The sequence below is a fragment of the Microlunatus sp. GCM10028923 genome (genome assembly GCF_042666975.1).
Classification (GTDB): domain Bacteria; phylum Actinomycetota; class Actinomycetes; order Propionibacteriales; family Propionibacteriaceae; genus Microlunatus.
Map to the genome: position 1 here is coordinate 404,950 of NZ_JBHTFF010000001.1, position 24,252 is coordinate 429,201.

Genomic DNA, 24,252 nt, shown 5'->3' on the forward strand with positions numbered 1-24,252 from the left:
GGCGGACGCCGGGGCGGGGTGTCCGATTGGCAGGGGTACGTACGCGGTTCCTAGACTGTGCGGGCAATCCCGACCCCATTCGCAGAACCCGAGGGAGCCTTCATGCCCGGGCCGACACAGACCGAGGCCGCCAACGCTCTGGACGCCGAACAGCTCGACGCCCTGGTGACGGCGGCGATCGAGGCGTTCGCCGCCGCCGACAGCGTGGCCGCCTTGAAGCAGGCGCGGCTGGCGCACACCGGCGACCGGTCGCCGCTGGCCCTGGCCAACCGGCAGATCGGCGGCCTGCCGCCGGAGCAGCGCAAGGAGGCCGGTGGGCGGGTCGGCCAGGCCCGGAACCGGGTCAAGCAGGCGCTCGAGGCGAGGGACGCCGAGATCAGCGCGGCCGAGCTGGATCGCCGGCTGGTCGAGGAGCGGATCGACGTCACCCTGCCGACCGAGCTGGGGCCGCAGGGCGCGGTCCACCCGGTGACGGCGCTGATGGAGAAGATGAGCGACGTCTTCCTGGCGATGGGCTGGGAGATCGCCGAAGGGCCCGAGCTCGAGGCCGAGTGGCTCAACTTCGACGCGCTCAACTTCATCCCCGACCACCCGGCGCGGACGATGCAGGACACCCTGTTTATCGAGCCGCCGGAACACAACCTGCTGCTGCGGACGCACACCTCGCCGGTGCAGGTGCGCAGCCTGCTGGACCGGGAGCTGCCGGTCTACGTGGTCTGCCCGGGCAAGGTCTACCGGGCCGACGAGTACGACGCGACGCACCTGCCCGTGTTCCACCAGATCGAGGGCCTCGCGGTCGACCGCGGCATCTCGTTCGGTCACCTGAAGGGGACCCTGGAGCACTTCGCCCGGGCCATGTTCGGCGACGACACGAAGTTCCGCTGGCGGCCCTCGTACTTCCCGTTCACCGAGCCGTCGGCCGAGGTCGACCTGCTCTGCTTCGTCTGCAAGGGCTCCTCCGTCGGCGATCCCGAGCGCCCGTGCCGGACCTGCCGCAGCGAGGGTTGGATCGAGTGGGGCGGCTGCGGCGTGGTCAACCCGCGGGTGCTCGAGGCCGGCGGCGTCGACTCGTCGGAGTATTCGGGTTTCGCGTTCGGCATGGGCATCGACCGGACGCTGATGTTCCGCAACGGCGCGGAGGACATGCGGGACATGATCGAGGGCGACGTGCGGTTCAGCCGTTCGCTGGTGGGAGGAGCACGATGAGGGCACCGCTGTCCTGGCTGCGGGAGTACGCGCCGCTGCCGGAGGGGACCTCGGGCCGGGACGTCTCGGAGGCGTTGATCAAGATCGGCTTCGAGGTCGAGTCGGTCGAGACCGCCGGCGGCGAGATCGACGGTCCGCTGGTGATCGGCCGGGTGCTCGAGTTCACCGAGGCCGAGCAGAAGAACGGCAAGATCATCCGCTGGTGCCGGGTCGACGTCGGCGAGCAGAACAACGGCTCCTACGCCAAGGACTCCGGCGGCGACGACACCACGTCCCGCGGGATCATCTGTGGCGCCCGCAACTTCGCAGTCGATGATCTTGTCGTCGTGGCGCTGCCCGGCACCACGCTGCCCGGCGGCTTCCAGATCGCGGCCCGGAAGACGTACGGGCACGTCTCCGACGGCATGATCTGCTCCGCCCAGGAGCTGGAGCTCGGTGATGATCATGACGGGATCATGGTGCTGGCCGGCGATGATCTTGTGGTCGGCGCCGACGCGCGGCCGGTGCTCGGCCTCGGCGAAGAGGTGCTGGACATCGCCGTCACGCCGGACCGCGGCTACGCCTGGTCGGTCCGCGGCCTGGCCCGGGAGACGGCGCACGCGTTCGGCCTGCCGTTCGCCGATCCGGTGGATCGCGCCGTGCCGGCCTCGGTCGGCGACGGCCACCCGGTCCGGCTGGAGAGCGGCGGCTGCCCGCTGTTCGTCGCGGTGACGGTGACCGGTGTCGATCCCGAGGCACCGAGCCCCCGCTGGCTCACCTCGCGACTGCAGCAGGCGGGGATGCGGCCGATCTCGCTCGCGGTCGACGTGACCAACTACGTGATGCTGGAGACCGGCCAGCCGCTGCACGCCTACGACGGCGCGAAGCTGGCCGGGCCGATCGTCGTCCGCAAGGCACGCGGCGGCGAGACGATCACCACCCTGGACGACGTCGAGCGCCCCCTGGACGCCGACGATCTCGTGATCACCGACGACTCCGGCCCGATCGGCATCGCCGGCGTGATGGGTGGCGAGACGACCGAGGTCGGAGCCGACACGGCGACCCTGGTGATCGAGGCGGCGCACTTCGAGGCCATCTCGATCGCCCGTACCTCGCGCCGGCACAAGCTCTCCTCCGAGGCGTCCCGCCGGTTCGAGCGCGGCGTGGATCCCGGCGCCACCTATGCCGCGGCGCACCGGGCTGCCTCGCTCCTGGTCGAGTACGGCGGCGGCGAGATCGCCGCGGCCGAGACCGTCGCCGGCGCGGTGCCCGAGCTGCCGACGCTGCGGCTGGATCCGGCGCTGCCCGGAACGATCATGGGCGCCGAGCTCGACGCCGACACGGTGATCGACAACCTGCGCCTGGTCGGCGTGACCGTCGCCGCCGATGATCATGAGCTGACCGTGACCCCGCCGACCTGGCGGCCCGACCTGCGCGACCCGTACGACTTCGTCGAGGAGGTCGGCCGGCTGTACGGCTACGACCGGATCGCCCCGGTGCTGCCGCCGGCGCCGAGCGGCCGCGGGCTGACCCGCTCGCAGCGGTCCCGCCGGTTGATCAACGCCGCGCTGGCCCAGGCCGGCTACGTCGAGGTGTTGTCCTTCCCGTTCCTCGGCACCGGTGATCTCGACCTGCTGGAGATCGGTGCCGACGACGAACGGCGCCGCACCATGGAGATCGCGAACCCGCTGTCGGAGACCCAGCCGCTGCTCCGCACCACGGTGCTGCCCGGCCTGATCGCCGCCGCGCACCGCAACACCAGCCGCGGTCTTGTTGATCTTGCCCTGTACGAGCTCGGCTCCGTCTTCTTCGCCCCGGAGCAGCCGATCGCGGCGCCCCGTCCGGGCGTCGAGCAGCGGCCCTCCGCCGAGGACCTGGCCGCGATGGACGCCGCGGTCGGCCACCAGCCGCGGCACGCCGCCGTCCTGCTGGCGGGGGACTGGCGACCGCCGGGCTGGAGCGGACCTGCGGTGCCGGCCGACTGGCGGCACGCGATCGCGTTCGCCGAGACGGCCGCCCGGGCCGTCGGCGCCACGGTCGAGGTGAAGGCCGCCGAGCGGGCGCCCTGGCACCCGGGCCGATGCGCCGAGCTGAGTGTCGCCGGCCGGGTGATCGGCTACGCCGGCGAGCTGCATCCGCGCGTGATCGAGGCCGCCGGCCTGCCCGAGCGCGCCTGCGCCGCCGAGTTCGACTGCGACGCCCTGATCGACCTGGCGCCGGACCTCGGCACGGTGGCGGCGATCTCGTCGCACCCGGTCGCCAAGGAGGACGTCGCCCTGATCGTCGACGAGGCCGTTCCCGCGGCCGAGGTCGAGGCGGCCCTGGTCGCCGGCGCCGGGAACCTGCTCGAATCGGTCCGCCTGTTCGACAGCTACACCGGCCCGCAGGTCGGCGAGGGCAAGAAGTCGCTCGCGTACGCCCTCCGCTTCCGCGCCCCCGACCGCACCCTGACCGACGCCGAATCCGCCGAGGCCCGCGACGCCGCCGTGGCCAAGGCCGCCACCGCCCTCAACGCCCACCAACGCACCCTCTAAATGCCCGCCGACTGGGCACAAAAGCAGCCGTGGCGCCTGTCCTGAGCCTGTCGAAGGGGCGGCGTGTCGCTGCTGAACTGCCCAGTCGGCGGATCCGGTCAAAGTGGGCCTGTGGATAACTGAGCCGGGGCGTACGGAAGCTTCGAGAATCTCGGCATGGCAACTCTCGATCCGGCGACCGCGGACTCGCGCCTGCCGACCAACCGTCCGTTCACTCTGCAGCAGGCCGTGGCCGCCGGCCTGAGTCGGAGCGTCGTCGCCCGGCTCCGCAAACAGGGCCTGATCCGCCCGGTCATCCGGTCGGTCTACGTCGACGCGTCGACGGCCGACACCACCGACCTGCGCGCCGCGGCGATCGCCCTCGTCGTCCACTCCGACGGCGTGATCACCGACCTCTCGGCGGCCTGGCTGCACGGGGCTCAGCTTCAGCTGCCCGGCGACTACCTGCCCCGGGTCTCGGTGTTCCTGCCGCCCGACCGAACCCGGGTCCGGTCCAGCTCCACCAACAGCGGCATTCGTGCTCTCGCGAAGCGGGACGTCGAAATGATCAACGGGCTCCGGGTGACCACGCCGCTGCGCACGGCCCTTGATCTCGGGCGGCTCCTGAAACGCGGACCGGCCCTCGCTTCGATGGACGCCCTGCTGCGGGTCGGGCGGTTCACCAGAGCTGACCTGCGCGCCGCGCTGCCCAGGTTCAAGGGCTATCGCGGCGTCGTTCAACTGCGCGACCTGATCCCGCTCTGCGATCCTCGCGCCGAATCACCGCAGGAGTCCGTGCTCCGGTTGCGCTGGCTCGAGGCGCAGTTGCCGGCTCCGGTGCCGCAATACGTCGTGTACGACAACGGAGCTCCGGTCTACCGGCTCGACCTGGCCGACCCGACCGTGAAGTACGCCGCGGAGTACGACGGTCAAGATCACCACTTCACGGCATCTCAGCGGAAGTACGACGAGCGACGTCGGGACTGGTTGCGGCGGCACGGCTGGACGATCATCGTCTTCGACCGGGACTCGCTCGCGTCCCCGAACGCCCGAACCATCTTGCGGCAAACCCATCAACAGGCGGCCCAGCGCCTACACGCCGCGGCCTGAACCCGAGGCCCGGGCCTACCGGGACAAACCGGTTGGTAAGGATATTCCGTCTATGGCATGATTATTCCTATGACGGTGAAGGTAGCGGTGGCGGGCGCCACCGGGTACGCGGGCGGGGAGTTGCTCCGGCTGCTGCTCGGTCACCCGCAGGTCGAGATCGGAGCGGTGACGGCCGGCGGGAGCGCCGGGTCACGATTGGGTGATCACCAGCCTCACCTGGTGCCGCTCGCGGATCGTACGGTCGGCAGCACGGATGCCGAGACGCTGGCCGGGCACGACGTCGTCTTCCTCGCGCTGCCGCACGGGACGTCCGCACCGATCGCGGAGCAGCTCGGTCCCGACACCCTGGTGATCGATTGCGGCGCAGACTTCCGGCTCACCGATCCGGAAGACTGGCGCCGGTTCTACGGCAGCGAGCACGCCGGCAGCTGGCCGTACGGACTGCCCGAACTGCCCGGGCAGCGGGACAAGCTGGCCGGGTCCAAGCGGATCGCGGTGCCCGGTTGCTACCCGACCACCGGAACGCTGGCCCTGTTGCCGGCGATCACGGCCGGCCTGATCACCGCGCAGGATGTGGTGATCGTCGCGGCCAGCGGCCCGTCCGGTGCCGGCCGGGCGCTGAAGCCGCACCTGCTCGGCTCGGAGCTGATCGGCTCGGCGAGCGCGTACGGGGTCGGCGGTGTGCACCGGCACACGCCGGAGCTGCTGCAGAACTTCACCGCCTGTGGCGCATCGGACCCGACGGTGTCCTTCACCCCGGTGCTGGTCCCGATGTCGCGCGGCATCCTGGCCACCTGCACCGCACCGCTTTCTGACCCGGCGTCCACCCCGGCGCAGGCGTACGCGAGCTATGCCGGGGCCTACGCCGACGAGCCGTTCGTGCACCTGCTGCCCGAGGGGCAGTGGCCGCAGACCCAGGCCGTGCTCGGCAGCAACGCCGCGCACGTGCAGGTGACGGTCGATCAGGCGGCCGGCCGGCTGGTCGCGGTCGCGGCGATCGACAACCTGACCAAGGGCACCGCCGGCGGCGCCGTCCAGTCGATGAACCTCGCCCTCGGCCTCGCCGAGACCACCGGCCTCAGCAGTGTAGGAGTCGCACCGTGAGCGTCACGCAACCCAAGGGCTTCACGGCCGCGGGCACGGCGGCCGGGCTCAAGGCCTCCGGCAAGCCCGACCTCGCGCTGGTGATCAACAACGGCCCGCAGTACGCGGCCGCCGGCGTCTTCACCAGCAACCGGGTCAAGGCCGCCCCCGTGGTCTGGTCCCAGCAGGTGATCAAGGACGGCGCGCTCCGGGCCGTGATCTTGAACTCCGGCGGGGCCAACGCCTGCACCGGACCCGAGGGCTTCGGCACCACGCACCGGACCGCCGAGCAGACCGCCGAGGCGCTCGGCATCGGCGCGATCGACGTCGCCGTCTGCTCGACCGGCCTGATCGGCGTTCAGCTCGACGTCACCAAGATCGTCGACGCGCTGCCCACCCTGGTCGAGGGCGCCTCTGACCAGGGCGGACCGGCCGCGGCCGAGGCAATCATGACCACCGACACGGTGTCCAAGCAGGCCGTCCACCAGGGCGACGGCTGGAGCATCGGCGGGATGGCCAAGGGTGCCGGCATGCTGGCCCCAGGCCTGGCCACGATGCTGGTGGTGATCACCACCGACGCGAGTGTCCCGGCCGACCGGCTCCATGATCAACTCGCCGAGGCGTGCCGGGTCACCTTCGACCGGGCCGACAGCGACGGCTGCATGTCCACCAACGACACGGTGATCGTGCTGGCCAACGGCGCCTCCGGCGTCACGCCGGACCAGGCCGACTTCCAGGCCGCGCTGACCGCGGTCTGCGCGGACCTGGCCAAGCAGCTGATCGCCGACGCGGAGGGCGCCTCGCACGAGATCGAGATCGTGGTCTTCGGCGCGGCGACCGAGGCCGAGGCGGTCGAGGTCGGCCGGTCGGTGGCCCGGAACAACCTGTTCAAGTGCGCGATCTTCGGCGCCGACCCGAACTGGGGCCGGGTGCTCGCCGCGATCGGCACCACCGCGGCCACCTTCGAACCGGACCAGCTGGACGTCTCGTTCAACGGCGTCCAGGTCTGCCGCGCCGGCGGCATCGGTGAGCCCCGCGAGCTGGTCGACCTGTCCGACCGCAAGGTCCGGGTCGAGATCGACCTGCATGCCGGCTCCGAGACAGCGACGATCCTCACCAACGACCTCACCTACGACTACGTCAAGGAAAACGCGGAGTACTCCTCATGAAGCCACCCCACAGAGTTCTTCTCCTCCGCTGCGCTCCCCCGAACAACTCCGCGGGGGCCCCGAAATGACCTCACCCCAACCGGATGAGCACCGGCTGACCTTGATCGAGAAGGCGTCGATCCTGACCGAGGCGTTGCCCTGGCTGGAGACGTACGCCGGCAAGACGGTCGTGATCAAGTACGGCGGCAACGCCATGATCGACGAGGACCTGAAGCGCGCGTTCGCGTCCGACATCGTGTTCATGAAGCGGTGCGGCGTGCACCCGGTCGTGGTGCACGGCGGCGGCCCGCAGATCTCGACGATGCTGAAGCGGCTCGGCATCGCCAGCGAGTTCAAGAACGGCCTCCGGGTGACCAGCCCGGAGGTGATGGAGGTCGTCCGGATGGTGCTGGTCGGCCAGGTCGGCCGTGACCTGGTCGGCCTGATCAACCAGCAGAGCACGCTGGCGGTCGGCATGTCCGGCGAGGACGGCGGCCTGTTCACCGCCGAACGCAAGTCGCTCACGATCGACGGCGAGGAAGTCGATCTCGGACTGGTCGGCGATGTCACGGCCGTCCACACGGAGGCGATCGAGGGCCTGATCGGCGCTGGCCGGATCCCGGTCGTGGCCAGCATCGCGCCGGACGTGAACGGCGTCGTGCACAACGTGAACGCCGACACCGCGGCCGCGGCGCTGGCCGTCGCCCTGCAGGCGGACCGGCTGGTCGTGCTGACCGACGTCGAGGGCCTCTACGCGGACTGGCCGCACAGCACCGAGATCGTCAAGAACATCTCCGCCTCCCAGCTGCGGGAGTTGTTGCCGACGCTGGAATCCGGCATGGTGCCGAAGATGGAGGCCTGCCTGCGTGCCGTCGAGGGCGGGCTGACCCGCGCCACGGTCACCGACGGCCGGGTGCCGCACTCGCTACTGCTGGAGATCTTCACCAACGAGGGCCTCGGCACCATGGTCATCCAGGACGGCCTGGTCCGATTGGGAAGCCGCGTCTTCCCGGCCGGCCAACCGATCCCGGACCACGAGCTCAACAACGGCGAATTCATGATCAGCAAGGACGGAGCATGAGCACCATCGACGCCCGGGACCTGTCCCGGGTCAACGGGAACGGCCGGACCAGTGCCGACGTGCTGGCCGGCTACACGGCGACCCTGATGCCGACGTTCGGCACGCCGAAGCGGGTGTTCGTCCGCGGCGAGGGCTGCCACGTCTGGGACGTGGAGGGTCGCAAACACCTCGACCTGCTGTCCGGCCTGGCCGTCAACGCGCTCGGTCACGCCCACCCGACAGTGCTCGCCGCGATCACCAGCCAGCTGTCCACGCTCGGCCACGTGTCGAACTTCTTCGCCACCCCGGCCCAGGTGGCCCTGGCCGAACGCCTGACCGGCCTGATCCCGGGCGACGCCGAGACCCGCGTCTTCTTCACCAATTCCGGTACGGAAGCGAACGAGGCCGCCTTCAAGATCACCCGGCGGACCGGCCGGACCAAGATCATCTCCACCGAGGGCGCGTTCCACGGCCGGTCCACCGGCGCGCTGGCGATCACCCACAGCCCGAAGTACCGGGAGCCGTTCGAGCCGCTGCCCGGCGAGGTGATCTTCGTCCCGTACGGTGACGCGGAGGCCCTCGCCGCCGCGATCGACGACACCGTGGCCGCGGTCGTCCTGGAACCGATCCAGGGCGAGAACGGCGTGGTGGTGCCGCCGCCGGACTATCTGACCAAGGCCCGCGAGCTCTGCGACGCGAACGGCAGCCTGCTCTGGATCGACGAGGTGCAGACCGGCATCGGCCGGACCGGCTCCTGGCTGGTGCACACCGAGCAGGGCGTCCGGGCCGACATCGTCACCGTCGCCAAGGGGCTCGGCAACGGCTTCCCGATCGGGGCCTGCCTGGCCACCGGGACCGCGGCGACCCTGCTCGGCCCGGGCAGTCACGGCTCGACCTTCGGCGGCAACCCGGTCGCGGCGATCGCCGGGCTCGCGGTGATGGCCGTGATCGACCGGGACGGCCTGCTGGCCAACGCGACCGCCATGGGCGAGCACCTCGCGACCGCGGTCACCGCGCTCGACCACCCGATGATCACCGGCACCCGCGGCCGCGGCCTGCTGCAGGCGATCCTGCTCGCCGAGCCCGTCGCGCAGCAGGTCGCCGACGCGGCGCTCGAGGCCGGCTTCGTGATCAACGCGCCGCGGCCGGACGTGCTCCGGATCGCCCCGCCGTTGATCATCACGGCCGACCAGCTGGACACGTTCGTCGCCGCGCTCCCGGCGATTCTGGAGGCTGCCGCATGACTTCGTCCCCCAAGATCAAGCACTTCCTGGCCGACGACGACCTGACCCCGTCCGATCAGGCCGCCGTGCTGGAGCTGGCCGCGAAACTCAAGGCCGACCCGTACGCCGAGCGACCGCTGGACGGACCGCAGAGCGTCGCGGTGCTGTTCGACAAGCCGACGCTGCGGACCCAGTCCTCGTTCAGTGCGGGCATCGCCGAGCTCGGCGGGAACCCGATGATCGTCGACGGCCGGCTGGCTGGGATCGGCACCCGGGAGTCGGTGGCCGACGTGGCCCGGGTGCTCGGCCGGCAGTGCTCGGCGATCGTCTGGCGGACCTTCGCCCAGGACGATCTGGCCCAGATGGCGGAGTACGCCGGCGTCCCGGTGGTCAACGCGCTGACCGACGACTACCACCCGTGCCAGATCCTGGCCGACCTGCAGACGGTGGCCGAGCACAGCGGCCCGCTGGCCGGCCGGAGCCTGACCTACCTGGGCGACGGCGCCAACAACATGGCGCACTCGTACGTCCTCGGCGGCGCCCTGGCCGGCATGAAGATCACGATCGCCTCACCGGACGGCTTCCAGCCGCGCACCGACATCGTCGAGCGGGCCAAGGCGATCGCCGCGACCACCGGCGGCGAGGTGATCATCACCGACGACCCCGAGGCCGCGACCGGCGCCGACGTGCTGGCCACCGACACCTGGGTGTCGATGGGCCAGGAGAACGACGGCATCGACCGGCCGGCGATCTTCGCCCCGTACCGGCTGACCGGTGCGCTGCTCGCCAAGGCGGCCCCGGACGCGATCGTGCTGCACTGCCTGCCCGCGTACCGCGGCAAGGAGATCGACGCCGACGTGATCGACGGCCCGCAGTCGGTCGTCTGGGACCAGGCCGAGAACCGGCGGCACGCCCAGAAGGCGCTGCTCACGTACGTGTTGGCTGCGAGATGATCACCGCTCCTCCCAGCAAGGCAGCCCGGCAGGCCAAGATCATCGAGCTGCTCGGGCAGCATCCGGTGCGGTCGCAGACCGAGCTCGCCGAGCTGCTCGCCGGCGCCGGGGTGAGCGTCACCCAGGGCACCCTGTCCAAGGACCTGGTCGAGATCGGCGCGCTCCGGGTCCGCGGCGAGGGCGGCCACCTGGTCTACGCGGTGCCCGCGGACGGCGGCGACCGTACCCCGCAGACCGACTACGCGACCTTCGCGGTCCGGCTGGCCCGGCTCTGCAACGAGGTGCTGACCTCGGCCGAGGCGTCGGCCAACCTGGTCGTGTTGCGCACGCCACCCGGTGCGGCGCAGTATTTCGCCTCGGCGATCGATCGCGTCGGCTGGGCAGCGATCCTCGGCACCATCGCGGGGGACGACACGGTGCTGATGATCACCCGCGACCCGAACGGCGGGGCGCTGATCGCCGAACAGTTTCTGATCATGGCCCGCACCGGCAAACCGGCCGGTCCCGACACCACCGCGGCCGGCCGCGCGAACTCTGACGAAGGAGCAACCATCCCGTGAGCAAGGTCCTGACCTCCCTCCCGAAGGGCGAGCGCATCGGCATCGCCTTCTCCGGCGGCCTCGACACGTCGGTGGCGGTCGCCTGGATGCGCGACAAGGGCGGGATCCCGTGCACCTACACCGCCGACCTCGGTCAGTACGACGAGCAGGACATCTCCGGTGTGCCCGGCCGCGCGAAGCAGTACGGCGCCGAGATCGCCCGCGTGGTCGACATCAAGCCGCAGCTGGTCCAGGAGGGGCTGGCGGCACTGGCCTGCGGCGCGTTCCACATCCGCACCGGCGGCCGGACGTACTTCAACACCACGCCGCTGGGCCGCGCGGTCACCGGAACGCTGCTGGTCCGGACCATGCAGTCCGACGACGTGAACATCTGGGGCGACGGCTCGACGTTCAAGGGCAACGACATCGAGCGGTTCTACCGGTACGGGCTGCTGGCCAACCCCGAGCTGCGGATCTACAAGCCGTGGCTGGACGCGGAGTTCGTGCACGAGCTGGGCGGGCGGCAGGAGATGAGCCGGTGGCTGACCGCGCACGGGCTGCCGTACCGGGACGCGGCCGAGAAGGCGTACTCGACCGACGCCAACATCTGGGGCGCGACCCACGAGGCCAAGACGCTGGAACACCTCGACGTGTCGCTGGAGACGATCGACCCGATCATGGGCGTGAAGTTCTGGGACCCGGCGGTCACGATCGAGTCCGAGGACGTCGCGATCACGTTCGAGGCCGGCTACCCGGTAGCGATCAACGGTGAGCGCTTCAAGGATCCGGTCGCCCTGGTCCAGCAGGCCAACACGATCGGCGGCCGGCACGGGCTCGGCATGTCCGACCAGATCGAGAACCGGATCATCGAGGCCAAGTCGCGCGGCATCTACGAGGCGCCCGGGATGGCCCTCCTCTTCATCGCCTACGAGCGGCTGGTCAACGCGATCCACAACGAGGACACCGTCGCCAGCTATCACAACGAGGGCCGCAAGCTGGGCCGGCTGCTCTACGAGGGCCGCTGGCTGGACCCGCAGTCGCTGATGATCCGGGAGTCGATCCAGCGCTGGATCGCCTCGCTGGTGACCGGCACCGTCACGCTGCGGCTGCGGCGCGGCGACGACTACACGGTCCTCGACACCGACGGCCCCGGCTTCTCGTACCACCCGGAACGGCTGTCGATGGAGCGGGTCGAGAACGCCGCCTTCGGACCGACCGACCGGATCGGCCAGCTCACCATGCGCAACCTCGACATCGCCGACTCCCGGGCCAAGCTGGAGGCGTACGCCGGTCAGCCGCTGGAGCAGGGGACCGTGTTGGTCGAGCACGGCACCCTGTTCGGCGAACTGCCGGAGGGTGGCTTCGACCGGATCGCCACCGCCGAGGAGTCGCCTGGTCGCGACCTCGGCGACGCCCTGGACGAGGCCGCCATCGAAGCAGGTACGGACTGATGGCGGAATCCTCGACGCCCTCGGGCCAGCTGTGGGGCGGCCGGTTCGCCGGCGGCGCCGCGGAGGCCATGTTCGCGCTGAGCCAGTCGACCCAGTTCGACTGGCGGCTGGCCAGGTACGACCTCGCCGGGTCGCGCGCGCACGCCTCGGCGCTGCGGGCGGCCGGGCTGCTGACCGACGACGAGCACGCCGGCCTGGTCGACGCCCTGAACCGGCTCGACCAGCAGGTGGCATCCGGCGACTTCACGCCGGCGCCGACCGACGAGGACGTGCACGGCGCCCTCGAGCGCGGCCTGATCGAACTCGCCGGACCCGAGCTGGGCGGCCGGCTCCGGGCCGGCCGGTCCCGGAACGATCAGATCGCGACGCTGCTCCGGCTCTATCTGCGTGACGCGATGCGCGAGGTCGCGGCCGGGATCCGGCAGGTGGTCGAGGCGCTGCACGAGCAGGCCCGGACCAACCTGGGCGCGATCATGCCCGGCCGGACCCACCTGCAGTCGGCCCAGCCGGTGCTGCTGTCGCACCACCTGCTCGCCCATGCCTGGCCGCTGCTCCGCGACGCCGAACGGATCCGCGACCTGGACCGGCGGCTGGACGTCAGCCCGTACGGTTCGGCGGCCCTGGCCGGCACCTCGCTCGGCCTCGATCCGGAGTCGGTGGCCCACGACCTCGGCTTCGGATCGTCGGTGCCGAACTCGATCGACGGCACCGCCGCGCGTGATCTTGCCGCCGAGGCGGCCTTCGTCTGCGCCCAGGTCGGGGTCGACCTGTCCCGGCTGAGCGAGGACGTGATCATCTGGTGCACCCACGAGTTCGGGTTCGCGGTCCTCGACGACGCCTGGTCCACCGGCTCGTCGATCATGCCGCAGAAGAAGAACCCGGATGTCGCGGAGCTGGCCCGGGGCAAGTCCGGCCGGCTGATCGGCAACCTGTCCGGGCTGCTGGCCACGCTGAAGGGCCTGCCGCTGGCGTACAACCGGGACCTGCAGGAGGACAAGGAGCCGATCTTCGACTCGATCGACCAGTTGTTGATCTTGCTCCCGGCGATGGCCGGGATGGTCGGCACGCTGCGGTTCGACACCGACCGGATGGCCGGGCTGGCGCCGAAGGGCTTCTCGCTGGCGACCGACGTGGCCGACTGGCTGGTCCGGCAGCGGGTGCCGTTCGCCGAGGCGCACGAGATCTCCGGCACGGCCGTACGGTACTGCGAGCAGCGCGGCATCGAACTGTCCGACCTGACCCCGGACCAGCTGGCCGAGATCTCGCCCCGGCTGACCCCGGCGGTGCTGGAGGTGCTGACCGTCGAGGGCTCGGTGAACAGCCGGAACGGCCGCGGCGGCACCGCACCCGAGCAGGTGCAACGCCAACTGGCCGAACTGCTCGACCAGCTCACCGAGATCGGTTGACGGGTCCGGTCGCGCGGTGAGACCTTGCGCGCATGGACACCGTCGAGTTCACGCCGACCGCTGACCAGTTCGCTTGGACGTTCGGCGGTGTCGAGCCGATCATGAAGGTCAGGCCGGGCACCACGATGCGGCTCTGGTGCGAGGACGCGTACGCCGGCCGGCTCCGCTCGCCGGCCGACCTGCCCAGCCAATGCATCGACATCAACCAGGTCAACCCGCAGACCGGGCCGTTCTACGTCGAGGGCGCGGAGCCCGGCGACACGCTGGCGCTGCACTTCGTCGACCTGCAGCCGGCCCGCGACTGGGGTGTCTCGACGACGATCCCGTTCTTCGGCGGGCTGACCGGCACGGACCGGACGGCGCTGCTGCAGGACGCGCTGCCGGAGATCACCTGGATCTATCAGTACGACAGCGCGCGGCAGACGGTGACGTTCGAGGCGGCCCGCAGCGACTTCCGCGTCGACTGGCCGGCCGAACCGATGCTCGGCACGGTCGGCGTCGCGCCACCGGCCCGCGAGGTCCGGACCTCGCTCGTCCCGGAGCGCTTCGGCGGCAACATGGACACGACCGAGATGAAGGCCGGCGCCACCTGCTACCTCGGCGTGAACGTCCCGGGCGCCCTGTTCTCGGTCGGTGACGGGCACTACCGGCAGGGCGAGGGTGAGGCCTGCGGCACCGCGGTCGAGGGCGCCATGAACGTGACCCTGATCGTCGAGTTGATCAAGGGCGGCGCACCGCTCTGGCCACGGATCGAGCAGGACGACTGGCTGATCGTGGTCGGCTCCAGCCGGCCGCTCGAGGACGCCTGGCGGATCGCCCAGGTCGAGATGATCACCTGGCTCGGCGAGCTGTACGGGCTGGACCGGATGGACGGCTACCAGGTGGTGTCGCAGCTGGCGAAGGCCCCGCTCGCCAATGTGGTCGACGCGAACTACAGCTCGGTCGTGAAGCTGGCCAAGTCCCTGTTGCCGGCCGCGAACCCGTACGACGGCATGCATCGGCATCTGCGGACCTCCTGACGGGTTGCAGTCCGGTATCGACGGCCGCCCACGTGCCGGATCCGGTGTTCACTGGAACCGACGGAGGTGGCGGCATGATCAGGAGCCGGGGTTTCATGATCATCTGCGGTACGACGCTGCTGCTGTCCCTGGTGGCCGGAGGCGGTTGCGCCGCTCGTGACCGGGTGTCCCCGGCCCCGGCCGCGACGCCGTACGACGGACCGCTCCGGGTCGAGCCGACCGCCCCGCCGGCCCCGGACGTCCCGGACCGCGGCGGCGGTGCGGGGCTGGCGGTGCAGTGCCGCGGCGAGCCGGTCGGCGGCAACAGGTCCGCTCCCGCGCACCCCGGCAAGGTCTTCCCGTCCGCCGAAGACGCGCTCCGCGACGCGCTGCGCAGCGGAGCCTTCAAGGGTGCGCTCCGGGAGTACCGGAAGGCGGCCGAGTCCGGCGACCGGGTCCTGTACCGCTACGAGCCCGAGGGCGTCGCCAGGCACGCCCTGGTGGCGCACCACGGCGACTCCGTCGACGGCAAGACCGGCTGGTACGTCGAATCCTGGGCCCGCTGCGACCCGGCGGACTTCCCGGACTCGGTCACCGGGCCGACCGGCATGCAGATCTGGACCGACGCGAAGGGCGGGCGGGTGCTGACCACGGAGCTCTACTCCGTCCGGGGACCGGACCACTGTGGCTGGGAGCGGATGACCTTCCTGCACCGCGGCGGGGACCTGGCGTATGCCTCCGACCCGATCCCGGAGCTGGCCGAATACTCCGCCGAGCCCTATCAGCCGGACCTGCCACTCCCCGGCGATGCGGTCGACTCCGGCTATCACCTCGGCGACGACCGGCTGTGGTTCTCACCGGACGGGATGCGCGCGTACGTCGGGAACCCGGAGCACGTCGCACTGTGGCCGAGGACGGTGAAGTTACTGGGCTGCGCGTAATCGGCGGGACTTACGGATGTCACATCCGCATGACACGCTGAGGTCATGGACCGCAGCCATGACTTCGATCTCGCCGTGATCGGCTCGGGGCCGGGCGGTCAGAAGGCGGCCATCATGGCCGCGAAACTGGGTCGGCGGGTCTGTGTGATCGACCGCCTGCACATGGTCGGCGGAGTCTGCGTCAACACCGGCACCATCCCCTCCAAGACCCTGCGCGAGGCCGTCGTCTACCTGACCGGCATGCAGATGCGCGACCTGTACGGGGCGAGCTACCGGGTCAAGAGCGACATCACGATCGGTGACCTGCTGGCCCGGTTGCAGCACGTGATCGGCCGGGAGACCGAGGTGGTCCGGGCCCAGCTGCTGCGCAACCACATCGAGCTGATCGGCGGCATGGCGGCGTTCACCGACCCGCACACCCTGTCGATCGAGGTCGACGGCGGAACCCAGCACCGTACGGTGACGGCGGAGAAGATCGTGATCGCGACCGGCACCACGCCGGCCCGCCCGCCACACATCGATTTCGACGGCACCCGCATCCTCGACTCCGACCAGATCCTCACCCTGGACCACGTGCCGGACTCCCTCGTCGTGGTCGGCGCCGGCGTGATCGGCGTCGAGTACGCGTCGATCTTCGCCGCCCTCGGCACCCGCGTGACCCTGGTCGAGAAGCGCCCGCGGATGCTCGAGTTCTGCGACCCGGAGCTGATCGAGTCGCTCAAGTTCCACCTCCGCGACCAGGGCATGTCGTTCCGGTTCGGCGAGGAGGTGGCGTCGGTGACCAGCTCCGGCCACGGCACGATCACCACCCTCGCCTCCGGCAAGCGGATCGCCGCCGAGGTGGTCATGTACTCGGCCGGCCGGCAGGGCGCCACCGCCCGGCTCGACCTGCCGAAGGCCGGGCTGACGGCCGACGATCGTGGCCGGCTCGTGGTCGACGAGAACTACCGGACGCCGGTCGGCCACGTGTACGCGGTCGGCGACGTGATCGGCTTCCCGGCGCTGGCCGCGACCTCGATGGACCAGGGCCGGCTGGCCGCGTCGCACGCGTTCGACGAGCCGGCGCACGAGCTGCGGGACCTGCAGCCGATCGGCATCTACACGATCCCGGAGCTGTCTTATTGCGGCCGGACCGAGGAGGACCTGACCTCGGAGGCGGTGCCGTTCGAGGTCGGCATCTCCCGCTACCGGGAACTGGCCCGGGGACAGATCGTCGGCGACCCGTACGGGATGCTCAAGCTGATCGTGCACAGCGAGACCCGGCACATCCTCGGCGTCCACGTCTTCGGCACCTCGGCCACCGAACTGGTGCACATCGGGCAGGCGATCATGGGCTGCGGCGGGACCATCGACTACCTGGTGGACACGGTGTTGAACTACCCGACGCTGTCCGAGGCGTACAAGGTCGCCGCCCTCGATGCGACGAACAAGATGCGGGCCGTGGACCGCCTCACGAGCGTCATCGGTGTGGACTAGCTTTACCGGGGTGACTGACATCCTCGATGAGCTCAGCTGGCGCGGCCTGGTGGCCGAATCGACCGATCGCGACGCATTACGCGAGCATCTCGCCGCCGGGCCCGTCACCTTCTATGTCGGGTTCGACCCGACCGCGCCGAGCCTCCACTTCGGCAACCTGGTCCAGCTGATCGTCGCCGGCCACCTGCAACGGGCCGGCCACCGCCCCCTGATCCTGGTCGGCGGTTCGACCGGCCTGATCGGTGATCCGAAGGACTCCGGCGAGCGGACGCTGAACTCCAAGGACGTCGTCGCCGGTTGGGTGGAGAAGATCCGCAGTCAGGTGTCCAGGTACGTCGACTTCGAAGGTCCCGCCGCGGCCACCGTGGTGAACAACCTGGACTGGACCGGCACGGTGCCGGTGCTCGACTTCCTCCGCGACATCGGCAAACACTTCCCGGTGAACCGCATGCTGGCCAGGGATGTCGTACGGAACCGGTTGGAGGCCGGGATCTCGTATACGGAGTTCTCCTACGTCCTGCTGCAGTCGTTCGACTACCTCGAACTGTTCCGCCGGCACGGCTGCACGCTGCAGTTCGGCGGCTCGGACCAGTGGGGCAACATCACCGCCGGCGTGGAGCTGATCCGCCGGTCGACGGGGGACCGGGTGCACGCCCTCGCGACTCCGCTGCTGACCAAGGCGGACGGCACGAAGTTCGGCAAGACCGAGTCGGGGACGGTCTGGCTCGACCCGGAGATGACCAGCCCGTACGCGTTCCACCAGTTCTTCCTGAATGCCGAGGACGCCAAGGTGATCGAGTACCTCAAGGTGTTCTCACCGCGATCCGAGGCGGAGATCGACGAGCTGGCGAAGGCGACCGAGGAACGCCCGCACGAGCGACGGGCCCAGCGCGCCCTGGCCGACGACGTCACCGACTTCGTCCATTCCCGCAAAGCTCGGGAGGGAGCCGAAGCCGCCGCGGCGGCGTTGTTCGGCCGGGCGGATCTCGCCGACCTGGACGAGGAGACGCTGACCGGCGTGGTCGCCGAGGTCGGCGGGGGAGAGGTGACCGCGACGGACGGAGGCCTGCCCGGAGTGGTCGAGGTGCTCGAGGCCAGCGGGGTGGTGGCGAGCAAGTCGGCCGCCCGGCGCACCATCGCCGAGGGCGGCGCCTACCTGAACAACGAGAAGGTCACCGACCCGGACGCGAAGGTGACGGACGCCGCCCTGCTGCACGGTCGGTACGTGATCGCTCGCCGCGGCCGGAAGACGGTCGGCGCCGTTACCATCCGACGCTGATCTCAGGCCACTTCGCGCTGGCGTGTCACGCTGTGAGGACTGCCACGCCGGCTCGATTTGACCCTGTCCGACACAGCCTCGTACTGTTCTACATGTCGAGCCGGGGGGCGGAACGCAGAGGGAAACCGAAGCGAGCCACCGGCCGAACTCCTCCGAGATGAAGATCCGGTTGGTGTGCGCCCTTGAAGGGGCCCACCGCGAAGACCGGCTCGGGAGCCTCGAAGGAGAAGGGATGCAACACCTGCTTGACTCTCCGGAGTCGGGCGAGTAATGTAGCCCAAGCCTCCAGTTGGGGGCACACCACCCACGATGATCGACCCGGATCATTGCGCTCTTCTTCAGGGCGACAAGGTTTCGGGAGCAGCAGCGTGGGTACATACAAATCAACAGTGGGGGATCGGGACCGGATTTGACACCCGAAACCGAAGATCACTAAGGTTGGTCAGGTTGCCTCAAGGAAAGAATCGAGGCAATTCAAACTCGAAGTGAAGCTCAAACGCCGATTTGACATCGCGAACTGAGAATCTCTAGAGTTACGCAGGCTGCCTCAGAAGCAAAGAATAGCGACTGAGAAAGCCAAAACAACTGAAGTGAAACTCGGAAACACGGATTTGACACCGGATACCGAACCTCACTAAAGTAAGTCGAGTTGCCCCAAACGGAAACGCAAGTGACCGAGCGGTGTGCGCCCGAAACTTGAGAACTCAACAGCGTGCTAAAAGTCAATGCCAAATATGCACAAAAACCCCGTGCTCATGGCATCTGAGAGACCTTAGGTCTCAACGATCCAGGAGTTCGGAATTCCTTTGATTGATGATGAACCCAGCAATGGGTCTTGTCGGCGATTGAACATTATGTTGAACGGAAACGGGCTATTAACCCGCAACCGCTAGATTTCAACGGAGAGTTTGATCCTGGCTCAGGACGAACGCTGGCGGCGTGCTTAACACATGCAAGTCGAACGGTAAGGCCCCTTCGGGGGTACACGAGTGGCGAACGGGTGAGTAACACGTGAGTAACCTGCCCTTGACTTCGGAATAAGCCCGAGAAATCGGGTCTAATACCGAATGACCACCCTTGCGGACATCTGCGAGGGTGCAAAGCTCCGGCGGTCAAGGATGGACTCGCGGCCTATCAGCTAGTTGGTGAGGTAACGGCTCACCAAGGCTTCGACGGGTAGCCGGCCTGAGAGGGCGACCGGCCACACTGGGACTGAGATACGGCCCAGACTCCTACGGGAGGCAGCAGTGGGGAATATTGCACAATGGGCGAAAGCCTGATGCAGCAACGCCGCGTGCGGGATGACGGCCTTCGGGTTGTAAACCGCTTTCAGTACCGACGAAGCGAAAGTGACGGTAGGTGCAGAAGAAGGACCGGCCAACTACGTGCCAGCAGCCGCGGTGATACGTAGGGTCCGAGCGTTGTCCGGAATTATTGGGCGTAAAGGGCTTGTAGGCGGTCTGCCGCGTCGGAAGTGAAAACTCAGGGCTTAACCCTGAGCCTGCTTCCGATACGGGCGGACTAGAGGAATGCAGGGGAGAATGGAATACCTGGTGGAGCGGTGGAATGCGCAGATATCAGGTGGAACACCAGTGGCGAAGGCGGTTCTCTGGGCATTTCCTGACGCTGAGAAGCGAAAGCGTGGGGAGCAAACAGGCTTAGATACCCTGGTAGTCCACGCCGTAAACGGTGGGCACTAGGTGTGGGACTCATTCCACGAGTTCCGTGCCGTAGCTAACGCATTAAGTGCCCCGCCTGGGGAGTACGGCCGCAAGGCTAAAACTCAAAGGAATTGACGGGGGCCCGCACAAGCGGCGGAGCATGCGGATTAATTCGATGCAACGCGAAGAACCTTACCTGGGTTTGACATATACCGGAAAGCTGCAGAGATGTAGCCCCCGCAAGGTCGGTATACAGGTGGTGCATGGCTGTCGTCAGCTCGTGTCGTGAGATGTTGGGTTAAGTCCCGCAACGAGCGCAACCCTCGTCCTATGTTGCCAGCGGATAATGCCGGGGACTCATAGGAGACTGCCGGGGTCAACTCGGAGGAAGGTGGGGATGACGTCAAGTCATCATGCCCCTTATGTCCAGGGCTTCACGCATGCTACAATGGCTGGTACAAAGAGCTGCGAGACCGCAAGGTTAAGCGAATCTCAAAAAGCCAGTCTCAGTTCGGATTGGGGTCTGCAACTCGACCCCATGAAGTCGGAGTCGCTAGTAATCGCAGATCAGCAATGCTGCGGTGAATACGTTCCCGGGCCTTGTACACACCGCCCGTCAAGTCATGAAAGTCGGTAACACCCGAAGCCGGTGGCCCAACCCTTGTGGAGGGAGCCGTCGAAGGTGGGACCGGCGATTAGGACTAAGTCGTAACAAGGTAGCCGTACCGGAAGGTGCGGCTGGATCACCTCCTTTCTAAGGAGCCATGTGGCGGATCTTGATCCGTCCATGCACCTGGATCTGAACCGATCGTGTTCAGCCAGGTAGGCACCGGAATGTGGAACATTGACCATTAAGCCGTAGCCGGCGAGCAACGTCAGTACAACCCATGCAAATGGGAGTGGAACCTCGACGCTCGAAGGGTACGGCCTGAAGCACGCTGTTGGGTCCTGAAGGTTCGGTCGCTTTTGCAACCACCTTCCAGCGGACAATGATCCCCTCGCCGAAAATCGGGGGGACTTTGTTACCGCCCGTATGTTGAGAACTTCACAGTGGACGCGAGCATCTTTGTAGTAACAACAAGCTACTAAGGGCGATCGGTGGATGCCTAGGCACCAAGAGCCGATGAAGGACGTTGTAACCTGCGATAAGCCCCGGGGAGCTGGTAAACGAGCTTCGATCCGGGGATCTCCGAATAGGGAAACCTCGAAGGAAACCGGAGTAATGTCCGGCGACCCCTGCCTGAACACATAGGGCAGTGGGAGGGAACGTGGGGAAGTGAATCATCTCAGTACCCACAGGAAGAGAAAACAACAGTGATTCCGTAAGTAGACGTGAGCGAAAGCGGAAGAGGCCAAACCACAGATGTGTGATAGCTGACAGGCGTTGCATCTGCGGTGTTGTGGGGCCATTCAGACCGGGCTGTCGACTGGTCAGAGAGTAAAAAATGATCGATGAAGTCGAAGTGCACTGGGAAGGCACAGCAAAGAAGGTAACACTCCTGTAGACGTAAGTTGATCACTCTCGAATGTCACCCCAAGTAGGACGGAGGTCCTGAATCCTCCGTGCGAATCTGGCGGGACCACCCGCTAAGCCTAAATACTCCTTGGTGACCGATAGCGGACTAGTACCGTGAGGGAAAGGTGAAAAGTACCCCGGGAGGGGAGTGAAAGAGTACCTGAAACCGATTGCCTACAATCCGTCGGAGCAGATCTTCGGATCTGTCACGGCGTGCCTTTTGAAGAATGAGCCTGCGAGTTAGTGGTACGTGGCGAGGTTAACCCGTGTGGGGTAGCCGTAGCGAAAGCGAGTCTGAATAGGGCGATTTAGTCGCGTGCTCTAGACCCGAAGCGGAGTGATCTATCCATGGCCAGGGTGAAGCGACGGTAAGACGTCGTGGAGGCCCGAACCCACCAGGGTTACAAACCTGGGGGATGAGCTGTGGATAGGGGTGAAAGGCCAATCAAACTCCGTAATAGCTGGTTCTCCCCGAAATGCATATAGGTGCAGCGTCGCGCGTTTCTTGCCGGAGGTAGAGCACTGGATAGTCTAGGGGGCCCACAAGCTTACCGAAATTAGCCAAACTCCGAATGCCGGTAAGTGAGAGCGCGGCAGTGAGACTGCGGGCGATAAGGTTCGTAGTCGAGAGGGAAACAGCCCAGAACACCAGCTAAGGCCCCTAAGCGATTGCTAAGTGGAAAAGGATGTGGAGTTGCGGAGACAACCAGGAGGTTGGCTTGGAAGCAGCCACCCTTGAAAGAGTGCGTAATAGCTCACTGGTCAAGTGATTCTGCGCCGACAATTTAGCGGGGCTCAAGCAATCCGCCGAAGCTGTGTCATTCACGCAAGTGCCCGGCCTCTCTCTTCGGAGATTGGTCCAAGCGCGTGGATGGGTAGGGGAGCGTCGTGTGCACGGTGAAGCGGCAGGGGAACCTAGCCGTGGAGAGCACACGAGTGAGAATGCAGGCATGAGTAGCGAATGACGGGTGAGAAACCCGTCCGCCGAATGACCAAGGGTTCCAGGGTCAAGCTAATCTGCCCTGGGTAAGTCGGGACCTAAGGCGAGGCCGACAGGCGTAGTCGATGGACAACGGGTTGATATTCCCGTACCGGCGTATGAACGCCCCTGCCGAGGCGAATAATGCTAAGCACGCGAGCACTGAGGACGCCTTCGGGCTGATCCAGTGCGAGTCTGCGACCCAAGTTCGTATTAGGCAAGCTGAGGAGTGACGCAGGAAGGTAGCCCATCCCGGGCGATGGTAGTCCCGGGCTAAATGCGTAGGGTGAGATGTAGGCAAATCCGCATCTCGTATGCCTGAGACATGACGGCTCTATCGATTTCGATCGAATGAGTGGGTGATCCTATGCTGCCTAGAAAACCTTCGTAGCGAGTTCATAAGCCGCCCGTACCCTAAACCGACTCTGGTGGTCAGGTAGAGAATACTAAGGCGATCGAGATAACCGTGGTTAAGGAACTCGGCAAAATACCCCCGTAACTTAGGGATAAGGGGGGCCGACTCTGTCTATGGATTTACTCCAGACGGCGGAGAAGGCCGCAGAGACCAGGCCCGAGCGACTGTTTATTAAAAACACAGGTCCGTGCTAAGTCGTAAGACGATGTATACGGACTGACGCCTGCCCGGTGCTGGAACGTTAAGGGGAGGTGTTAGCCGCAAGGCGAAGCACTGAACTTAAGCGCCAGTAAACGGCGGTGGTAACTATAACCATCCTAAGGTAGCGAAATTCCTTGTCGGGTAAGTTCCGACCTGCACGAATGGCGTAACGACTTGGGCGCTGTCTCGACCACGGACTCGGCGAAATTGCACTACGAGTAAAGATGCTCGTTACGCGCAGCAGGACGGAAAGACCCCGGGACCTTTACTATAGTTTGGTATTGGTGATTGGTACAGCTTGTGTAGGATAGGTGGGAGACTTTGAAGCAGTCACGCCAGTGGTTGTGGAGTCAATGTTGAAATACCACTCTGGTTGTTCTGGTTATCTAACGTAGGTCCGTAATCCGGATCACGGACAGTGCCTGATGGGTAGTTTGACTGGGGCGGTCGCCTCCTAAAAGGTAACGGAGGCGCCCAAAGGTTCCCTCAGCCTGGTTGGCAATCAGGTTTCGAGTGTAAGTGCACAAGGGAGCTTGACTGTGAGAGAGGCATCTCGAGCAGGGACGAAAGTCGGGACTAGTGATCTGACGGTGGCATGTGGAAGCGCCGTCACTCAACGGCTAAAAGGTACCCCGGGGATAACAGGCTGATCTTGCCCGAGCGTCCATAGCGACGGCATGGTTTGGCACCTCGATGTCGGCTCGTCGCATCCTGGGGCTGTAGTCGGTCCCAAGGGTTGGGCTGTTCGCCCATTAAAGCGGCACGCGAGCTGGGTTTAGAACGTCGTGAGACAGTTCGGTCCCTATCCGCTGCGCGCGTAGGAGTCTTGAGGAGAGCTGTCCTTAGTACGAGAGGACCGGGACGGACGAACCTCTGGTGTGCCAGTTGTTCTGCCAAGAGCACGGCTGGTTGGCTACGTTCGGAAGTGATAACCGCTGAAAGCATCTAAGCGGGAAGCACGCTCCAAGATGATGGCTCCCACAGGGTAACCTGGTAAGGCCCCCAGCAGAACACTGGGTGATAGGTCGGATGTGGAAGCACAGTAATGTGTGGAGCTGACCGATACTAATAGGCCGAGGGCTTGTTCCTACAAAGATGCTACGCGTCCACTGTGC

At 67.0% G+C, this 24,252-nt stretch carries 15 protein-coding genes and 2 rRNA genes; all 17 read left to right on the forward strand.

Annotation, left to right across the window (positions count from 1 at the left end; genetic code table 11):
* Nucleotides 1-102 precede the first annotated feature (102 nt).
* Nucleotides 103-1,206, forward strand: coding sequence for a phenylalanine--tRNA ligase subunit alpha (gene pheS, locus ACFQU4_RS01815; protein WP_377486086.1), 1,104 nt, complete (start codon nucleotides 103-105; stop codon nucleotides 1,204-1,206).
* Nucleotides 1,203-3,719, forward strand: coding sequence for a phenylalanine--tRNA ligase subunit beta (pheT, locus tag ACFQU4_RS01820; RefSeq protein ID WP_377486088.1), 2,517 nt, complete (start codon nucleotides 1,203-1,205; stop codon nucleotides 3,717-3,719). The genes pheS and pheT overlap by 4 nt, the downstream gene beginning before the upstream one ends.
* A 156-nt stretch (nucleotides 3,720-3,875) precedes the next feature.
* Nucleotides 3,876-4,808: a type IV toxin-antitoxin system AbiEi family antitoxin domain-containing protein gene (locus tag ACFQU4_RS01825; RefSeq protein WP_377486090.1), complete on the forward strand. Its 933-nt coding sequence runs from the start codon at nucleotides 3,876-3,878 to the stop codon at nucleotides 4,806-4,808.
* A gap of 69 nt (nucleotides 4,809-4,877) precedes the next feature.
* Nucleotides 4,878-5,912 (forward strand): N-acetyl-gamma-glutamyl-phosphate reductase, encoded by a 1,035-nt coding sequence (gene argC, locus ACFQU4_RS01830; RefSeq protein ID WP_377486092.1) that lies wholly within the window; start codon nucleotides 4,878-4,880, stop codon nucleotides 5,910-5,912.
* Nucleotides 5,909-7,060 (forward strand): bifunctional glutamate N-acetyltransferase/amino-acid acetyltransferase ArgJ, encoded by a 1,152-nt coding sequence (gene argJ / locus ACFQU4_RS01835; RefSeq protein WP_377486094.1) that lies wholly within the window; start codon nucleotides 5,909-5,911, stop codon nucleotides 7,058-7,060. The genes argC and argJ overlap by 4 nt, the downstream gene beginning before the upstream one ends.
* A gap of 64 nt (nucleotides 7,061-7,124) precedes the next feature.
* Nucleotides 7,125-8,120, forward strand: a complete 996-nt coding sequence (gene argB / locus ACFQU4_RS01840) for an acetylglutamate kinase (RefSeq protein WP_377486096.1) — start codon at nucleotides 7,125-7,127, stop codon at nucleotides 8,118-8,120.
* Nucleotides 8,117-9,343 (forward strand): acetylornithine transaminase, encoded by a 1,227-nt coding sequence (locus ACFQU4_RS01845; RefSeq protein ID WP_377486098.1) that lies wholly within the window; start codon nucleotides 8,117-8,119, stop codon nucleotides 9,341-9,343. Before argB ends, ACFQU4_RS01845 begins: the two co-directional genes overlap by 4 nt.
* Entirely contained in the window at nucleotides 9,340-10,275 is a 936-nt protein-coding gene (argF, locus tag ACFQU4_RS01850; protein ID WP_377486101.1) for an ornithine carbamoyltransferase, read from the forward strand. Before ACFQU4_RS01845 ends, argF begins: the two co-directional genes overlap by 4 nt.
* A complete protein-coding gene (locus tag ACFQU4_RS01855; RefSeq protein ID WP_377486103.1) occupies nucleotides 10,272-10,835 on the forward strand; it encodes an arginine repressor in 564 nt (187 codons plus the stop codon). The genes argF and ACFQU4_RS01855 overlap by 4 nt, the downstream gene beginning before the upstream one ends.
* The gene (argG, locus tag ACFQU4_RS01860; RefSeq protein WP_377486105.1) at nucleotides 10,832-12,265 is read left to right on the forward strand and encodes an argininosuccinate synthase; all 1,434 of its coding nucleotides are present in this window, start codon (nucleotides 10,832-10,834) and stop codon (nucleotides 12,263-12,265) included. The genes ACFQU4_RS01855 and argG overlap by 4 nt, the downstream gene beginning before the upstream one ends.
* Nucleotides 12,265-13,671 carry an argininosuccinate lyase gene (gene argH / locus ACFQU4_RS01865; protein WP_377486107.1) on the forward strand — a complete coding sequence of 469 codons (1,407 nt, stop codon included), beginning with the start codon at nucleotides 12,265-12,267 and terminating at the stop codon, nucleotides 13,669-13,671. The genes argG and argH overlap by 1 nt, the downstream gene beginning before the upstream one ends.
* A gap of 32 nt (nucleotides 13,672-13,703) precedes the next feature.
* Nucleotides 13,704-14,690, forward strand: a complete 987-nt coding sequence (locus ACFQU4_RS01870) for an acetamidase/formamidase family protein (protein ID WP_377486110.1) — start codon at nucleotides 13,704-13,706, stop codon at nucleotides 14,688-14,690.
* A 74-nt stretch (nucleotides 14,691-14,764) separates the two neighbouring features.
* A complete protein-coding gene (locus tag ACFQU4_RS01875; protein WP_377486113.1) occupies nucleotides 14,765-15,610 on the forward strand; it encodes a hypothetical protein in 846 nt (281 codons plus the stop codon).
* Nucleotides 15,611-15,655: 45 nt separating this feature from the next.
* A complete protein-coding gene (sthA, locus tag ACFQU4_RS01880; protein ID WP_377486116.1) occupies nucleotides 15,656-17,086 on the forward strand; it encodes a Si-specific NAD(P)(+) transhydrogenase in 1,431 nt (476 codons plus the stop codon).
* A gap of 10 nt (nucleotides 17,087-17,096) precedes the next feature.
* A complete protein-coding gene (gene tyrS, locus ACFQU4_RS01885) occupies nucleotides 17,097-18,365 on the forward strand; it encodes a tyrosine--tRNA ligase (protein WP_377486119.1) in 1,269 nt (422 codons plus the stop codon).
* Nucleotides 18,366-19,261: 896 nt separating this feature from the next.
* Nucleotides 19,262-20,780, forward strand: a 16S ribosomal RNA gene (locus ACFQU4_RS01890).
* Between the two features lie 321 nt (nucleotides 20,781-21,101).
* Nucleotides 21,102-24,226 (forward strand): 23S ribosomal RNA (locus tag ACFQU4_RS01895).
* Together the 16S and 23S rRNA genes form the textbook arrangement of a ribosomal RNA operon.
* Nucleotides 24,227-24,252: the final 26 nt, after the last annotated feature.

Excerpts from the sequence above, each read along its gene's own strand:
- pheS (WP_377486086.1), top strand. The coding sequence starts at position 103 with ATGCCCGGGCCGACACAGACCGAGGCCGCCAACGCTCTGGACGCCGAA.
- pheT (WP_377486088.1), top strand. The coding sequence starts at position 1,203 with ATGAGGGCACCGCTGTCCTGGCTGCGGGAGTACGCGCCGCTGCCGGAG.
- ACFQU4_RS01825 (WP_377486090.1), top strand. The coding sequence starts at position 3,876 with ATGGCAACTCTCGATCCGGCGACCGCGGACTCGCGCCTGCCGACCAAC.
- argC (WP_377486092.1), top strand. The coding sequence starts at position 4,878 with ATGACGGTGAAGGTAGCGGTGGCGGGCGCCACCGGGTACGCGGGCGGG.
- argB (WP_377486096.1), top strand. The coding sequence starts at position 7,125 with ATGACCTCACCCCAACCGGATGAGCACCGGCTGACCTTGATCGAGAAG.
- ACFQU4_RS01845 (WP_377486098.1), top strand. The coding sequence starts at position 8,117 with ATGAGCACCATCGACGCCCGGGACCTGTCCCGGGTCAACGGGAACGGC.
- argF (WP_377486101.1), top strand. The coding sequence starts at position 9,340 with ATGACTTCGTCCCCCAAGATCAAGCACTTCCTGGCCGACGACGACCTG.
- ACFQU4_RS01855 (WP_377486103.1), top strand. The coding sequence starts at position 10,272 with ATGATCACCGCTCCTCCCAGCAAGGCAGCCCGGCAGGCCAAGATCATC.
- argH (WP_377486107.1), top strand. The coding sequence starts at position 12,265 with ATGGCGGAATCCTCGACGCCCTCGGGCCAGCTGTGGGGCGGCCGGTTC.
- ACFQU4_RS01870 (WP_377486110.1), top strand. The coding sequence starts at position 13,704 with ATGGACACCGTCGAGTTCACGCCGACCGCTGACCAGTTCGCTTGGACG.
- ACFQU4_RS01875 (WP_377486113.1), top strand. The coding sequence starts at position 14,765 with ATGATCAGGAGCCGGGGTTTCATGATCATCTGCGGTACGACGCTGCTG.
- sthA (WP_377486116.1), top strand. The coding sequence starts at position 15,656 with ATGGACCGCAGCCATGACTTCGATCTCGCCGTGATCGGCTCGGGGCCG.